The sequence below is a fragment of the Deltaproteobacteria bacterium genome (genome assembly GCA_016218975.1).
Lineage (GTDB): Bacteria > Desulfobacterota > Deferrimicrobia > Deferrimicrobiales > Deferrimicrobiaceae > JAENIX01.
This window is the reverse complement of sequence record JACRCO010000069.1, coordinates 61,422-76,519: the sequence shown is the minus strand read 5'-3', so window position 1 is coordinate 76,519 and position 15,098 is coordinate 61,422. Positions and strand designations below refer to the sequence as shown.

The following is a 15,098-nucleotide window of genomic DNA, read 5'->3' as shown; positions in this document are numbered from 1 at the left end:
GTTATTCCTCGACTTCTCCAGCCGGCGCTTTCTTCAACCCTTCATCCATTTCATCCCGCATGTACTTTTCTTCCCGCTCGAGCTTTTCCTGGCACTCCACGCAGTACTTGGCGAAGAGCATGACCTTCAGGCGGCCCTTGGGAATCTTCACGCCGCACTCTTCGCAGAGTCCGTAAGTGCCCTCCTCGATCCGGTCGATCGCGTCGTCGATCTGCAGAAGCTTTTTCTTCTCCCGGTCGGTAAGGATCATGTCCAGCTCGCGCGTCCGCTCTTCCGACACCGAATCCAGGATGTCGCCGATGTCCGGCGTGGTTCCCTCGGTGGTGGTCCTGGACCGCCGCGCGATGTCCCGCACCAGGTCCTCGCGCATGTGGAATAACATGTCCTTAAGCGATTTCATGCGTCGCAACCCCCCAGAAACGGTGTGGCCGCTCCCGGCCCTCCCTGGCCTTCGCGGCACGTCGCCATCCATGGCAACGAAAAAATTACGTTAGTATAACCGGAGATGCGCCGGTGTCAACGGGTTTTGCGATCAGGTCCCACTCCCGCGCCCCGGTGATTTCAGCCCGGCAAAACCCTCCCGCCTCTCCTGCGTAGCCGTATAGAAGAACGTTTCCGTCGACCTCAGGCGCCTGTCCGCGGTGGCGGCCGACGGCACGCCCCCCGGAAAGAGTCTTTTCGACCAGGACCTCGACTTCCATACCTTTCCGCGCCGCGTTCCCCGCGGCCAGGAGATCCGCCTGCATGTCCTGGATGAGGCGCGCCCTCTCCCGCTTTTCCCGTTCCGGAACCTGCCGGGGCATCGAAAAGGCGGGCGTCCCCTCCTCCCGCGAATACGGAAAAACGCCAAGATAGTCCCAGCGGGTCTCGTGGACGAACCGGAGCAGCCGCTCGAACGCGGACGCGGTCTCTCCCGGAAATCCCACGATCAGGGATGTTCTCAGGAAGATGCCCGGCACGCGTTCCCGCAGGCGGGCGACGAGCCTTGCGGCGTCCTCCGGGCCGTAGGTCCTGCCCATACGGGAAAGGATGCCCGCGTCGATATGCTGGACGGGCACGTCGAGGTACCGGCAGACCTTGCTCTCCGTCGCCAGCAGGTCGATAAGCGTGTCGTCGATACGTGACGGGTACAGGTAAAGGAGACGCACCCATCGTACGCGGCGCAACCGGCAGATATCCCGGACAAGCTTCGCCAGCGCCCCCTTCTCGCCGCGGTCCGCACCGTACGATGTGATGTCCTGCCCTATAAGGTTGATCTCGCGCACTCCCCTTTTCAACAGCATCCCGGCTTCTGCCATGACGGACTCCTTCGACCTGCTCCGGAGCGGCCCCCGTATCGCCGGGATCGTGCAATACGAGCAGCGGTTGCCGCACCCCTCCAGTATCTTCAGGAAGGCCGATGCGCCGCCATTCGCCGGAACGCGGCTCGCATACGACTCGTCGGGAAGCGCGCCCCCTTCGATCCGCGTCCGCGGAACGTCTCCATCCATCAGTTTCCTGAGCAGGCCCGGAAGCGCAGGGAGATCGCCTGGGCCGATGAACAAATCCACCTCCGGCAGCAGTTCCGGCAGGTCGTTACGGTAACGCGTAGCCATGCAGCCTGCCACGACCAGCCGGCGAATCCGCCCCTTCTCCTTGGCGCGAGCGAGGGAAAGGATTTCCTCGATCGACTCCTCCTTTGCGTCGCGGATGAACCCGCAGGTGTTTACGACGGCCACGTCGGCGCGGCCTCCGGAGACGACACGGCAACCATCCTCGACAAGGAGTCCGGTCATTACCTCGCTGTCCACCGTGTTCTTTGCGCAGCCGAGAGTCAGGATGCGCACCGTCGGGGCCCTTCCATGACTCATCCGTCGACGACCTCCATTCCCGCCGGCCGCTGGAACCTGAACAGGCGCGGGGGAAGCGACGGGTCGAGCTGCGTCCCGTCAAGGAAAAGGTGGTTCCCCCCGCCCATCCGGTCGTAAATGTGTATCTCCCGGACCAGGAAATCCCCGTTTCCCACAACGAGGTCTATCCGCCGGACCTCGGGCGCGCCGTCTCCGCGCGGCGCGAGCCGCAGAGCTGTTTCCTCGCCCCCCTTCCTCGGAACCGCCTGCTCCACCCGGAAGAGATCGGTGATCTCGCCCTTTCCGAAGAGCAACAGGAGAGGAACCCTCCCCCCCAGCGACTTCTCGTCCAGCTTGCGCCGGAACACCTGCGGCGAATCGGCGGGACGGAAATACAAGTACTCCCCGTCGGCAAGGAAGATCTGCGCGTCCTTCCCATGGTAATCCCACCGCATCTTCAGCGGCCGCTCGAAGTAGACCTGCCCGGACGCCTTTCGCACGATCCCCAGGTTCTGCAACGGGATCTCCTGGCGGAACCTGGCGGAGAACGTCTTCGATGCCGCGTATTTACGCGCGACCTTTCGAATCAGCGCTTCGCCGGGGTCATCCCCGGCGCCCGGGGCCGACGCGGTACCGCCCAGAAAAATAAAGAGGGCCGCGACCGCGACCCGCAATCCCCGATATGCCGACACCGAACCCCCTGTTCCTGCAACAGGACTTTAAATTACAAGTTTACACCAGAAGCGTCCCGGAAGCCGGTCGTGACACCGAGCGCCCGCAACGAATCCAGAAGGGACTCGGGAGACACGTAGCGGATCCCCTTCATCCCCTCGCGCCGCGCACCCTCGGCGTAGTCCTCGATGTCGTCGATGAATACGCACTCTTCCGGCCTTGCGCCCAGCTTTTCGATTGCGTCCCTGTATATCCTCCCTCCCGGTTTCATCTCCTTCACTTCGAAGGAAAGGGTCACCGAGTCGAACAGCGGAAAGACTTCCACGTTCTTGAAGTAATGCTCGTAATGCCATTCGTTGGTGTTCGACAGGAGCCCGACCTTGTACCGTTTTTTCAGCTCCCTGATGAGTGCGGACGTCGAAGGGATAGGGGTGAAGATACCGTTGAAGGCCCGGAAAAATTCTTCCATCGATACGGACAGGCTCCCCCGTTGCGCAGCCTCGCGATAGAACTCGCCGGAAGATATCCGTCCGGATTCGTATTTCCGCGGGAGATCCGAGCCGTAGATCGCCTCTTTGAGCGCGTCGAGCCCCAATCCCGAGCAGGGCAAAAGCGCCCGCAGGAATACGTCGTTGTCGAACGCGCAGATCACGTTCCCGAAATCGAAGATCACCGCCCGGATCGCCATGCGCTTCTCCTCATTCCTTTAGACTCTCCGGGTCAATCCTTGCGCGCAACATAAACTTCTCGGGGCTTCCCTCCCTCGGAGGGACCGACGATCCGCTGCCGCTCCATCTCCTCTATGATGCGGGCGGCACGGTTGAACCCAATTTGAAGCCTGCGCTGAAGCAGCGACACGGACGCTCGCCCGGCCGCCACGACCACTTCCACCGCATCGTCGAACTTCGGGTCGCGGGAGGGATCGGGCTCTTCCTCGTCGGGCGCCTGGACGGCGATGGACGGCTCGAACACGGGCGCCCCCTGGGCGCGAAGGTGCTCCACGACCCGCTGGATCTCCCCTTCGCTCACGTAAGGACCGTGGAGGCGCAGTATCCCCCCCACGCCCGGCTGGAGGAAGAGCATGTCCCCGAATCCAAGGAGCGTCTCTGCGCCGGACTGCTCCAGGATGGTCCGCGAGTCGTACTGCGACGCCACCTTGAAGGAGATCCGCGCAGGGAAGTTCGCCTTTATAACCCCCGTGAGAACGTCCACGGAGGGACGCTGCGTGGCGAAGATGAGGTGGATGCCGGCCGCCCGAGCCATCTGCGTCAGACGGGTGATGGTGTCCTCGACCTCCCTCCGCGAGGCGGTCGTCATGACGAGGTCCGCCAGCTCGTCGATCACGATGACGATGTAGGGAAGCCGGGCGAGCTCCTCCCCCTCTCCGTTCTTCGACTTCGGCCGGAACGCGGAGCGGGACCGCTTCTCGACGAGCTGGTTGTAGGCGTCGATGTGCCGGACTCCGTTTTCCTGCATGAGCTGGTAGCGGCCCGTCATCTCCCCCACCGCCCACTTCAGCACCCGGCCCGCTTCCTTCGGCTGGGTTATGACGCTGTGATGCAGGTGGGGTATGCCTTCGTACGGAGTGAGCTCCAGCATTTTCGGGTCCACCATAATGAAACGCACTTCTTCGGGCGTCGCCCGGAAGAGAATCGACAGTATCATGGTGTGCAGCGCGACGCTTTTGCCGGAGCCGGTCGCACCTGCGATCAGCAGGTGCGGCATCCTGGAAAGGTCGCGGACGACCGGCTCGCCGAAGATGTCCTTCCCGAGAGCGAGCGAAAGCACCGCGTCCGCTTCCGCGTACGCCCGGCTGCCGAGGATCTCCCTGAGAAGGATACGGTCGCGCCCCTCGTTGGGGATTTCGAATCCCATCACGCCCTTCCCCGGGATGTTGGGGACGACGCGAACCGACTCGCACTGCATCGCGAGCGCGAGGTCGTCGGCCATCGCCACCACCCGGTTAGCCTTGATGCCGGGAGCGGGCCGGAACTCGTATGTGGTGACGAGCGGGCCGGTCCGGATCTCGGTGATGGTGCCGTCGATCTCGAACTGCGCGAGCTTTTCGATGAGTGCCCGGGCGTTCCTCTGCAGCGTCTCCTCGTCCGCGCCGTTTCCGCCGGCCGGGGACGGCTCCAGGAGTTCGAGCGGCGGAAGCGTGAATTCCTTTCCGGCCGCCCGAAAAGCCCGGCCGGGATCGGCAGGCGCCGGCGACGAGGCGACGATCCGCGGTGGAAGTTCCTGCTCCCTGCTCCGTGACGATTCCGGCGGCATTTCCGGTTCCGGTTCTTCCGCGGTGAGCAGTTTCTCCTTGACCATGGCCCGCACCCGTTCGGGTCCCTTCTTCTTCCTCCACAGGTCGGGCATCCCCGAAAGGGGCATGCCGGTGAACAGCATCACCGAGAAGAGAAGCAGCGCGGAAAGGCAGATCAGCCCTCCCACCGGATTCAGCAATTTGCCGAAGAAATTGACGCCGATCAGATACCCCACGATCCCGGGCAGGAAGATGTCCTGCTCTAATATGCGTATGTGCCCGGTGAAGAAACTCAAGACGCCCAGAAGCGAACAGACGGCGATCAGCCCCCCTGCCGCGCGCCCCCACTTCCCGGAGATTCCCTCGCCCCTGAACGTCCAGTAGGCCAGCGCCAGACAGAGAAGCGGAAAGCCTGCGGCTCCGATGCCGAATAGCTGAAGCAGCAGGTCGGCGAGAATCGCGCCGATCCACCCGCCCCAATTCCTGATGCCCCCGCCGCCTGAGCTCCATGCGGAAAGGGACGGATCCACCTGGTGGAACGATACCAGCGCCACGGTGAGCAGAACCCCGAGAGCCAGGAACAGGATAGCCAGAGCGTCCCGCCGGATCTTGTCCCCCATGTTACAGTTCCATCACGACCGGAAGGATCACCGGTTTCCGCTCGAGCCGCTTGTTGAAATAGCGCCGCAGCGCCCGCCTGAGATCGGTCTGGACCTCAGAGAGATCCTTCCTCGCTTCGACACCCGTCTCCTCCCAGGCGTTCATAACGATCTCGCGGGCCTCTTCGATGCTGGCCTCGGAGCCGTCCTCGGTCACGACTCCGCGGGTCACGATGTCCGGGCCGTACAGGATCTCCCCCGTTGCGGAGGAAATGGCGAGCACAACGATCACCACGCCGACCTGGGAAATCTTGTAACGGTCCTTGAGGACGAAGCTCTCCACGTCCCCCATCCCCTTCCCGTCCACGAAGAAGCGCCCGACGGCCTGCTTCCCCGCGAGTGATACCTCCCCGCCGGTGAATTCCAGGATGTCCCCGTTCTGCGCCACGAATGCATGCGGGACCCCCGACTCCCGCGCGAGGTTCCGATGCCTGAAGAGGAAGCGGGGGTCCCCGTGGACCGGCACGAAGCATTTCGGCCGCACCGTTTCGATCATGACCTTCAGCTCTTCGCGGCTTGCGTGCCCCGACACGTGGACTTCGGAAATCCTCTCGTGCAGCACCTCGGCGCCGGCGAGATAAAGATGGTTCATGACGCTCGCGATCGCCCTCTCGTTGCCGGGGATGAACTTGGAGGAGAGCACCGCGGTATCCCCTTCCCGGATACGGAAATGCTTGTGCTCTCCCAGCGCCATGAGGGTAAGAGCCGACCGTGGCTCCCCCTGGCTGCCGGTCGTCAGCACGGCCACGCTGCGGTCGGGAAGCGTCTCCGCATCCTCGATGGGAAGGAGGATATCCGGCCGCGGCAGCGTCATGTATCCGAGATCGAGCGCAGTGGCTACGTTGCGCACCATGCTTTTTCCGCAGAGCGCAACCCGGCGTCCGTTGCGGGCGGCGGCTGTAAGAACCCCCTGGATGCGATGGATGTTCGAGGAGAACATCGCGACGATGACACGGCCTCGCGCCACGTCGAAGATATCGGACAGCGCCTCCTCCACGAACGACTCCGAAAGCGTGTGCCCCTCCCGTTCCACGTTCGTGGAATCGGAGAAAAGCGCTGTGACGCTCTCCTCGGAAGCCAGCCGCGCAAGGCGGTCTATCGCGGTAGGCACGCCGTCGGGCGGGCGGGAGTCGATCTTGAAATCCCCGGTGTGCACGAAAACCCCTTCCCCGCAGCGCAGGATGTAGCCGACTCCGTCCGGGATGCTGTGGCAGACGGGAAACGCCTCGACGTCGAAGCTCCCGGCCCGGAACCGCTCCGACCGGCCGATTTCCACCAGGCGCGCCGATCCGTTCGATCCGTATTCGGTGAGGCGGTGTTTCAGGAGCCCGAGCGTCAGCGCGGTCCCGTATACCGGAACGTCGAACTCCTTCAGGAAAAAGGCGACCGCTCCTATGTGGTCCTCGTGGCCGTGCGTGAGGAGAAGGCCGGAAAGCCGCGACGCCGATTCACGCAGGAATCCGAAATCCGGGATGACGAAATCGATGCCCAGCATCGTGTCGTCGGGGAACATCAGGCCCGCGTCGACAAGAACCGCCGACCCGCCGTCGTCGAACAGCATGGAATTCAGACCGATCTCCCCGAGCCCGCCCAGGGGCACGACGCGAAGCGGCATCCTCACCTCTCCCTGAAATTCACCGCAAAAATAACCATAAAAATATCACAATGCGGCGCCGCGTTCCTCAACGGCGGCCGCGGCGAGGATCCTGCGCCTCGCCTCGAAGGCGATCTCCTGCCGGGAAAAGGTGGATCCAGCCTCCGGCGGAAGCGGAGGAAGGACGCGCACGACCAGCCCTGCCGGACGAAAAAGGAGGGAGCCCTTGGGAAGCGCGCGACGTCCCCCGTCTATGAACACGGGCACCACGGGTACGCCGGCCTTCTGGGCCAGGTAGAATGCGCCGGGTTTGAATTCGCCGATCGTGCCGTCCTCGCTGCGGGTTCCTTCCGGAAAGATCACGACGGGTTTTCCTTCCCTGATGCGCCTGACCGCGTCCCGCATAAGGTGCAGCGCGTCCCGGGGGTCGTCCCGGTCGATGAACAGGTTTCCGCCGTACGCCATCGCCTTCCCGAAGAGAGGGATCCTGCCCAATTCGCGTTTCGACAGGAACCCGACACCGCGGTTCAGCGCGGTGATGAGCAGAGGGATGTCCACGAGGCTCTGGTGATTCGATACGAGGATCGCCCCGCCCTCGGGCAGGAGGTCGATCCCTTCCGCGTGCACGCTCCAACCTCCGAGCCGGACGAACCATCTTCCCCACCAGTCCATGAGGCGTGAACAACCCCGCTCCGAGCGCGCGACGGCCCCGCAAATATAGATGAGCAGGGAACCGACGAGGGTGTGCATCAGAATCGCGACGGACGTGAGGATTCCCCGGATCACCAGTCTCCTTCCTCGCGGAAGCTGTAGAACGAGCCGTCCCCTATTATTACATGGTCGAGCACGGCGATTCCCACGATTCCGCCCGCGGAGCGAAGGCGCCGGGTGGCTTCCCTGTCCTCGGCGCTCGGCGATGGATCTCCGCTCGGATGGTTATGGACCAGCAGCACCGACGCGGCACGCTCCCGCACAGCGGGGGCGAACACCTCCCGCGGGTGGATCAGGCTGCCGTTCAGGATTCCCGTCGAAACGCGTACGTCATCGATACGGCGGTTCTTGACGTCCAGGAGAACGGCCAGGAAGACCTCGACAGGGTAATCGGACAGAAGGTAGCGATACCGGTCGAAGGCGTCGGCCGCGGTCCGGAACGGCTCCGGAAAGGAGCGCGGGGCCGAGAGGGCCCGGCGGACGATCTCCACCGACGCTTCCCACTTCGCCTTGCGGGAATCTCCGGCGTGCGGCTCTCCGCGCGCGGCGGCCCGCATCCCCTGCCAATCCTCGGGGAACGCCATGCGGAAGAGCGATTCCTCCTCCGTTGCTTCCAGCGGCCTTCCGTCGCGGCCGGGCGATTTTCCCACCGGGATTTCCTCCGCCATTGGATTCCCGCATGCGATTCAAGAACCATTCCAAAAAATCGGGCAAGTTCACCCCTTCTTTCGGCGATAATGATCAAATGGACTTCGAAGAAGCCAGAACGCTTATCCGCAGTCTCCGCGATAACGTCGAGTCGGTGCTCCTCGGGAAACGGGAAGCGGTGGAGCTTGCCCTCTCTTCTTTCCTCGCCGGAGGGCACATCCTGCTGGAAGACATCCCGGGGACGGGCAAGACTACGCTCGCCCGCGCAGTCGCCGCAAGCATCGCGGGCACGTTCCGCCGCGTCCAGTTCACGAGCGACCTTCTGCCGCAGGACGTCGTGGGGGTCCACGTTTTCGACGCGGACAAGCGAAGCTTCACCTTCGCCCCAGGCCCCCTTTTCGCGAACATCGTCCTCGCGGACGAGATCAACCGGAGCAACCCGAGGGCGCAGAGCGCCCTTCTCGAGGGGATGAGCGAACGGCAGGTGACGGTGGACGACAGGACTTATCCGCTGCCCGACCCTTTCCTGGTGATCGCGACGCAGAATCCCTTCGACCAGCACGGGACCTATCCCCTCCCCGAGTCGCAGCTCGACCGGTTCAACCTGCGACTTCGGCTCTCCTACCCGGACCGGGAATCGGAGCTGCGCCTGATCCGGGAAAACAACCTGTTCACCACCCGCGACGGGATCCCCCCCGTCCTGACACCGGAGCAGGCGCGTGAGTGCCGCCGTGCGCTCGCGCGGGTAGCGGTCCGCGAGCCGGTCATTTCCTACATCCTCCGGATCGTCGAAGCCACGCGCACCCATCCCGCCGTCCGCCTCGGCGCGTCCCCCAGGGGGGCTATAGGACTTAAGAGCATCTCCCAGGCGATGGCGCTGCTTTCCGGACGGGACTTCGTGATTCCCGACGACGTCCGGAGGATTGCGCCTGCGGTCCTTTGCCACCGCATCTTCCTGAAAGGGTCCCCGGGAGCCGATTCGGCCGCCGACGCCGCGGCGGCGGTCCTCGCGGAGATCCTGGAGGCCGTACCGGCGCCGTTATGAGACTTTCCGACCTCCGGCGGCGCCTCCGGCCGCCGCGAAGGCTCCGCGTGACTCCCGAGGGAAAATGGTTCCTGCTGATCACCCTCGGCGTCGGGGCGGCGGCTATCAACACCGGCAACAACCTCCTCTACGTCGCCCTCAGCATGAACTTGAGCCTCATCCTCGTATCGGGTTTCCTTTCGGAGTGGTGCATACGGAGGACGGACGTGCGGGTCCGCCACGCCAACGAAGCGTTCGCGTCGCGGGAAAGCCTCCTCGCCGTCACCTGCTCCGCGGCGGGAAAACGTTTCCCGTCCATCTCGCTGAAGGTGTCCCTTCCGCTCGGCGGTAATGCATCGGCGGTTCGATTTCCGGAAATCCCCGCGGGAGGGACGGCGACCCGCGTCGTCGCTTTCCGCCCGGAGCGCCGAGGACCGATAGCCGTTCCGTCGTGCTCCATTTCCACGAAATTTCCGTTCGCCCTTTTCGAGAAGGCAAGGGACGTGGATCCCGGAGCCGCGCTTGTCGCCTACCCCGAACCGGACGAAGCCCTGGAACATGTGGAAAAAAGGCAAGCCCGGGAAGCATCGGGAAGCGCAGCCCCCTCCGGCAGGCGGGGGGACGGGATCCGGGGCGCCCGGCGTCATCTGCCCGCCGATCCCGTGGGCGACATCCATTGGAAGGCATCCGCCAAGGCGGGGAGATTGATGGTCAAGGAACGGGAAAAGGAAGCGGCGCGGGTCGCCGACCTGCGCATACCTGTCCCTTGCACCCCGCAGGAACTGGAGCGGGCCGTTTCCAGGACCTGCGCGGCGGTCCTGCGATGCGAGCGGGAGGGGCGCCCCTATCGCATCTTCGCGGGCGGCCGCCTCCGCGTGGATGCCTCCGGAGGCTGCCGGAGAACCGACGCTCTTACGGTCCTCGCCCTCGTCCGCCCGGACGGCACCGCCGGCGGCGGAGACGCGGCATGAGCGGCGATCGCCCGTCCGCAGCAGCCACGGGACCTCTCTGGTGGATCCTGCGCGCCCAGTGGGCGTGGGGGCTCCTCCCTCTGGCATTCCTCACGGAAGTTTCCCGCGCGGCGCTGGCGGCATCCGCCGCCGCCCTACTCGCCGGAGTGCATCTCGACCGGAAAGGGGCGGAAAGGAAACTCTGGCTTCGCGCTTCAACGCCCCTCCTGTTCGCCGCCATGGCGGCGGCGGCGGCCGATTTCCTTTTCGGAAGCAGGGACCTTCTCTTCTCGATCTCCGTGCTCATCCTCGGAATCCAGGCGGTAAAGTTCCTTCTACCCAAGGGGGTCCGCGACGGGTGGCAGCTTTCCGCGATCTCCTTCCTCGAATTCCTCGCATCGGCGGCTTCCACCACTGAAATCCAGTTTGCAGCCTTCGCATTCGGATACCTCGGCCTTTGCGCCGGGGCGATGTGGGCTCTCCAGGCGGAAGGGGAAAGAGGGGACGGCGATGCGGCCTACCATATCGTCCGGCCCGCGTTCGCCGCGAAAATCCTGCTCCTTGCGGCTGTCGGCGGAGCGCTGTTCACGGCGATCCTCTTCTTCGTGACGCCGCGTATCGGCCTCGGGCAGGTGCTGCGCAGCTTCCGTCGCACGGAAGGCATCACCGGCTTCCCGGACACGATCACCCTCCGGGGCGTGACCGGCGTGAAGGCCGACAGGCGCGTCGCCGCACGGATCGAATTCCCCGGATCGGCAGGCGCGGCATCGACCGCCGGCCTTTACCTGCGCGGAGCGACTTATTCGCAGTTCGACGGCAAGACGTGGATGCGCGGCAAGCGGTCCCCCCAGCGGATCCAGAGAGTCGGCTTCTATTACAGCGCATCCCCTCCCCCCCCCCGCGTCCGCCTTTCGGAAGCGGAAATCTTCCTCGAAGCGATGGAGAACCCGGCGATTTTCGTTTACGGAACCCCCGTCTACTTCGAAGGGAACCTGGGAGACCTCTGGATGGAGGGGGATGGAAGCTATTCCATCGGGTGGTCCGCCCATCCCGCACTTCGATACCGCGTGATGTATTCGCCTGAAACGGCGCAGTCCGGCGGCATGGACACGGAAACGATGCGCAAATATCTCGAACTGCCGCCCGGCCTGGACGATATAAGGGAACTTTCCGTGCGGATCGTCGCGGGAGGAAGAACGGACGCGGAGCGGGCGGAGCTTGCCGTGCGGCATTTCGGAACCGGCTTCCGCTACACCGTAACCGATCCGGCTTCCTCGGTCCGGGACTTCCTCTTCGTGAAGAACGCCGGGTTCTGCGAGCACTACGCGACTGCGCTCACGCTCATTCTCAGGGCGGCCGGGATCCCTTCGCGGATCGCCGCCGGCTACCTCGGCGGGGAATGGAGCGACCCGGGGAAATATCTCATCGTCCGGCAATCCGACGCGCACGCGTGGACCGAAGCGTGGATAGATGGAAAGTGGGTGACCCTGGACGCCACGCCGCCGCTCGGCGAGCAATCGCCGTTCTTCGCCAGGACGGGGACGGCGGCGATTTATCTCGACTGGGCGCGCCAGCGGTGGGACAAGTACGTGGTCAACTACTCCCTGAAGATGCAGGCCCAGGGGGTTGCGAAAGGATGGGGCGTGTTCCGCAGGGCAGGGACGGGCTTGTCCGGAGCGTTCGGGCCGATGAAGGAATTCCGGCGGCACGCCGCGGCAGTCGTCGCTGTGTTCCTCGCAATGGCCATTGCAGCGTGGATCGTCATAAGGCGATTCGGCGGCCCGGAAGGATCCATTGCGAGGCTGCGCGGCGACGGAACGACGCCTCTCCCGAGGCCGTATGCGCGGCTTCTCGCGCGTCTTGCCGCCGCCGGATGCCGCGGAGCGCCGGGTACTACGCTGGAAGAGATGCTCCGCCGGGCCGTGCGGGCGCGTCCGGCCCTGGCAGGCGACGCCTCACGGTTTCTGTCGCTGTATCATCGCGACCGCTTCGGCGCGGTCCCCCTTTCGCCCGACGATGCCCGCGAGGCCGTCCGTGTCGCTGTCCTCCTCGCGCGCGGGATAAGCCGCGGCGGGGCGGCGTAGTCTCCGCTTTTCCCGCCCGTCTTCCGCAGGAGCCGTATCCCTCCTATCTCTATCGACTTGTCGATCGGCTTCGCCATGTCGTAGATGCACAGCGCCGCGGCCGCCACGGCTGTCAGGGCCTCCATTTCCACACCCGTGGATGCGACCGTCTTGACTCCCGCCTCTATCCGGACCTTCCCCGGTTCCGGAAGCGAGAAGTCCACCCTCACGGAAGAAAGCGGCAGGGGATGGCAAAGCGGGAGGATCCGCGGGGTCGACTTCGCCGCCATGATCCCCGCGACACGCGCAACGGCAAGGACGTCCCCCTTGGGGATCTCCCCTTTCCCGATCATTTCCCAAGCCCTGCCCGACAGCAGCACCCATCCCTCCGAAATCGCCTCCCGCGCGGTGGCGGGCTTTCCCGAAACGTCGGCCATGCTCGCCTTTCCGGTATTCCTCACGTTTTTCCGCCTTCCTTGGGTTGTAAAACGCCCCCGGTATTCTATGATGTCTATCGGAGCGGACCCCTCGGGACAGGAGAACCATGATCCTTCGCGCCGCCATCCTTGTGTTTCTGGCTTGCGCGGCATGCCTGTTCGCCCCCGGCGCCGTCCCGGCCGGGGAACGCACGGCGATTTATCCCGGCGTCCTCGGACCGGAAATCACTCCCCACATTCTATTTGAGACGGCCTTCCCGCTCAATGAACTACTCCCGTCGAAATGGTCTCCCGCCCAGCTTCGCGATGTTTCATATTTTCGCGAACGTATGAAAAAGGACCGTCGAATTTTCCTGATCGTGCAGGTTTCCATCGACCCGATCGGACGGAAGGAGGAAAACGCCGATTTCGCGCTTGAACTTTCCCACGCCGTTGCGGAGAGGCTGCGCGAATCCGGCATACGGCAGGACAGGATACTGATCGTGCCGGGAATCGCGGACGAAGGACTCTTCGAGCGCCCCCGCTGGGACGGTTTCGCCGCAGCGCAAAAGGTCACCATGAAGGGCGTACAGGGCGGTCCGTGGCTCATGGACCGCGAGATCGCGGCGGACGAGCGGGAGGAGCTTCCTCCCGAGGGGAAACTGCGCATCCTCGAGCCGGCCGTGGAGAAGACCGAGCAGGCGCGCCATGTCCTCTCGGGTTCCGTGGAAGGCGACGTGCGCACGGTTTCCATTTCGATCGGCCAGGAAACGAAGACCGCCGCCGTGTACGGGGGGAAATTCGAAGTGCCCATATCGCTCCGTCCCGGCGAAAACCGGATCGTGGTCACGGGACTGGACCCTTACGGCCGCGCCCTGCACGCTTCCCGCACCGTTCTTTACGCGCCGCCGAAGCCTTCCATCGAGCTCGGTTCACCGCCGAGGAACGCCGTGGTGGACGTATCCCGCTCCCCCGTCATAAACGTGCACGGCAGGATCGAAAGCCGGACCCCGCTGCAGGCGGCGTACCTGATACAGAACGATACCCCGATACGGATCCGTTTTCGCCGGGACGGAACATTCGAGCAGCCGGCGGCGATGATAACCGATGAGGACGTCTTCACGGTGGAAGCCGAAGACCGTGAAGGCAGGACCGGCGTGAGCGAGGAGCGCAGGGTAACCGCAAGAGGGATCGCCGAGCGCCCGCTTATGGCGATCCTGCATTGGGACGAGGACGACGTGGATCTCGATCTCCATATAACCGACGACCGCGGGCGCCACACCTGGTACGACGCCCCCAGCGTCCTCGAGCACGCAAGGGCGATCCCCGAAGGAAAGCTGCTGCTGGACAACCGCGCAGGGTTCGGACCGGAAGTATTCACCATCGACAGGATCGCGACGGGTTATTACACCTTTTCCGTCGAGTACTATCGGGGGAAAAAACCGTGCCGCGCCTACCTGACCGTCGTGATGTTCGCGGGTTCCCCTTCCCGCAAATGCGTCCGCGTCTTCGGTCCGATCGTCGTGTCTCCCGCCGTGAAAAGCGTGGAACTGGTCCAGGTGGCTCTCCCGGCGGGAACGATCCGGGAACTGAAACATTAATTAGTGCGAGGAATGGCCATGAACCGATTCGGAACCGCCGTTCTCCTGCTCCTGTTGCTCCATCCCGCAATCCTGCTTGCCGAAGGAGATTCCCTGGAAGCGATAGAAAAGGACCTCTCGTCGATCATCAAGGAAATGGACGCGATGTCTTCGGAGCTCGACCGCATCCAGGACCTGGCCGCTGCGCCCAAGGCCACCGCGATCCGCGTGGAAATAGTCGGCGGGGCCGGGTTCCCCGCGCCGTTTTCCGGACGCCTGTCGATCGGCGGGAAAACGGAAAATGAACGGGATTGGACGAAGTCCGAAAGGGACGCGTTCTCGGGTGGCGCTCCGCTTGGCTTCCAGGCCCCGCTCCTCCCCGGTACGTATTCCGCCCGGTTCGAGATCGTGCATCCATCCTGGACCGTCGCGCCGTCGGCCGACTTCCAGGCAATCCTTAAAAAAGGCGAAACCTTCGTGCTTAAACTGAACGTATCCCCGATTCCCGGGAAATCCGAGCCGGTCCTCGCCCCGGTCCGGGAAAAGTAGCGCTTGCCGGGGGAACGTCCGATAATCCCAAGCCTCGCTATCGTCGCCTCGTTATTCCTGTGGTGCGGCGCGGCTTGGGCAGGCCCCCCTTCTTCGCCCGTGGCTCTCTCCCCCGAAGCATTTCTGGGACGCGGGATGCCGAGGGAGGC

At 64.2% G+C, this 15,098-nt stretch carries 14 protein-coding genes; 5 read left to right on the top strand and 9 right to left on the bottom strand.

The window, feature by feature from the left end:
* Position 1: 1 nt before the first annotated feature.
* From HY896_09640 to HY896_09605, 8 genes are all read right to left on the bottom strand, one after another.
* Positions 2-400 (bottom strand): TraR/DksA family transcriptional regulator, encoded by a 399-nt coding sequence (locus HY896_09640; GenBank protein MBI5576608.1) that lies wholly within the window; start codon positions 398-400, stop codon positions 2-4.
* Between the two features lie 85 nt (positions 401-485).
* Positions 486-1,850 (bottom strand): 30S ribosomal protein S12 methylthiotransferase RimO, encoded by a 1,365-nt coding sequence (gene rimO / locus HY896_09635; protein MBI5576607.1) that lies wholly within the window; start codon positions 1,848-1,850, stop codon positions 486-488.
* Positions 1,847-2,521, bottom strand: coding sequence for an outer membrane lipoprotein carrier protein LolA (locus HY896_09630; GenBank protein MBI5576606.1), 675 nt, complete (start codon positions 2,519-2,521; stop codon positions 1,847-1,849). The genes rimO and HY896_09630 overlap by 4 nt, the downstream gene beginning before the upstream one ends.
* A gap of 32 nt (positions 2,522-2,553) precedes the next feature.
* Positions 2,554-3,189: an HAD family phosphatase gene (locus HY896_09625; protein ID MBI5576605.1), complete on the bottom strand. Its 636-nt coding sequence runs from the start codon at positions 3,187-3,189 to the stop codon at positions 2,554-2,556.
* A 32-nt stretch (positions 3,190-3,221) separates the two neighbouring features.
* Positions 3,222-5,375, bottom strand: a complete 2,154-nt coding sequence (locus HY896_09620; protein ID MBI5576604.1) for a DNA translocase FtsK — start codon at positions 5,373-5,375, stop codon at positions 3,222-3,224.
* A gap of 1 nt (position 5,376) precedes the next feature.
* Positions 5,377-7,029, bottom strand: a complete 1,653-nt coding sequence (locus HY896_09615) for a ribonuclease J (protein MBI5576603.1) — start codon at positions 7,027-7,029, stop codon at positions 5,377-5,379.
* Between the two features lie 45 nt (positions 7,030-7,074).
* Entirely contained in the window at positions 7,075-7,794 is a 720-nt protein-coding gene (locus HY896_09610; GenBank protein MBI5576602.1) for a 1-acyl-sn-glycerol-3-phosphate acyltransferase, read from the bottom strand.
* On the bottom strand, positions 7,791-8,387 hold the full coding sequence (locus HY896_09605; protein ID MBI5576601.1) for a hypothetical protein: 597 nt from the start codon (positions 8,385-8,387) through the stop codon (positions 7,791-7,793). Before HY896_09605 ends, HY896_09610 begins: the two co-directional genes overlap by 4 nt.
* 77 nt (positions 8,388-8,464) lie before the next feature.
* On the opposite strand from HY896_09605, the gene HY896_09600 reads away from it, so the two are divergent.
* From HY896_09600 to HY896_09590, 3 genes are read left to right on the top strand one after another with little or no spacing between them, the layout of a single operon-like run.
* The gene (locus tag HY896_09600; GenBank protein ID MBI5576600.1) at positions 8,465-9,412 is read left to right on the top strand and encodes a MoxR family ATPase; all 948 of its coding nucleotides are present in this window, start codon (positions 8,465-8,467) and stop codon (positions 9,410-9,412) included.
* 47 nt (positions 9,413-9,459) lie between these two features.
* Positions 9,460-10,362, top strand: coding sequence for a DUF58 domain-containing protein (locus HY896_09595; GenBank protein ID MBI5576599.1), 903 nt, complete (start codon positions 9,460-9,462; stop codon positions 10,360-10,362).
* Positions 10,359-12,425 (top strand): DUF3488 domain-containing protein, encoded by a 2,067-nt coding sequence (locus HY896_09590; GenBank protein ID MBI5576598.1) that lies wholly within the window; start codon positions 10,359-10,361, stop codon positions 12,423-12,425. The genes HY896_09595 and HY896_09590 overlap by 4 nt, the downstream gene beginning before the upstream one ends.
* On the opposite strand, the gene moaC is transcribed toward HY896_09590, so the two are convergent.
* Complete coding sequence (gene moaC / locus HY896_09585; GenBank protein MBI5576597.1) at positions 12,317-12,994, bottom strand: cyclic pyranopterin monophosphate synthase MoaC; 678 nt, start codon at positions 12,992-12,994, stop codon at positions 12,317-12,319. The genes HY896_09590 and moaC overlap by 109 nt on opposite strands.
* Between moaC and HY896_09580 the strand changes: the two genes are divergently transcribed.
* Together HY896_09580 and HY896_09575 are read left to right on the top strand one after the other, a co-directional pair.
* Positions 12,949-14,421 carry a hypothetical protein gene (locus tag HY896_09580; GenBank protein ID MBI5576596.1) on the top strand — a complete coding sequence of 491 codons (1,473 nt, stop codon included), beginning with the start codon at positions 12,949-12,951 and terminating at the stop codon, positions 14,419-14,421. The genes moaC and HY896_09580 overlap by 46 nt on opposite strands.
* An 18-nt stretch (positions 14,422-14,439) precedes the next feature.
* The gene (locus HY896_09575; GenBank protein ID MBI5576595.1) at positions 14,440-14,949 is read left to right on the top strand and encodes a hypothetical protein; all 510 of its coding nucleotides are present in this window, start codon (positions 14,440-14,442) and stop codon (positions 14,947-14,949) included.
* Positions 14,950-15,098 lie beyond the last annotated feature (149 nt).

Bases quoted from the DNA above. Each gene is read 5' to 3' on its own strand.
- HY896_09640 (MBI5576608.1), bottom strand. From the start codon at position 400: ATGAAATCGCTTAAGGACATGTTATTCCACATGCGCGAGGACCTGGTG.
- rimO (MBI5576607.1), bottom strand. From the start codon at position 1,850: ATGAGTCATGGAAGGGCCCCGACGGTGCGCATCCTGACTCTCGGCTGC.
- HY896_09625 (MBI5576605.1), bottom strand. From the start codon at position 3,189: ATGGCGATCCGGGCGGTGATCTTCGATTTCGGGAACGTGATCTGCGCG.
- HY896_09620 (MBI5576604.1), bottom strand. From the start codon at position 5,375: ATGGGGGACAAGATCCGGCGGGACGCTCTGGCTATCCTGTTCCTGGCT.
- HY896_09615 (MBI5576603.1), bottom strand. From the start codon at position 7,029: ATGCCGCTTCGCGTCGTGCCCCTGGGCGGGCTCGGGGAGATCGGTCTG.
- HY896_09605 (MBI5576601.1), bottom strand. From the start codon at position 8,387: ATGGCGGAGGAAATCCCGGTGGGAAAATCGCCCGGCCGCGACGGAAGG.
- HY896_09600 (MBI5576600.1), top strand. From the start codon at position 8,465: ATGGACTTCGAAGAAGCCAGAACGCTTATCCGCAGTCTCCGCGATAAC.
- HY896_09590 (MBI5576598.1), top strand. From the start codon at position 10,359: ATGAGCGGCGATCGCCCGTCCGCAGCAGCCACGGGACCTCTCTGGTGG.
- HY896_09580 (MBI5576596.1), top strand. From the start codon at position 12,949: ATGATCCTTCGCGCCGCCATCCTTGTGTTTCTGGCTTGCGCGGCATGC.
- moaC (MBI5576597.1), bottom strand. From the start codon at position 12,994: ATGCCGCGCAAGCCAGAAACACAAGGATGGCGGCGCGAAGGATCATGG.
- HY896_09575 (MBI5576595.1), top strand. From the start codon at position 14,440: ATGAACCGATTCGGAACCGCCGTTCTCCTGCTCCTGTTGCTCCATCCC.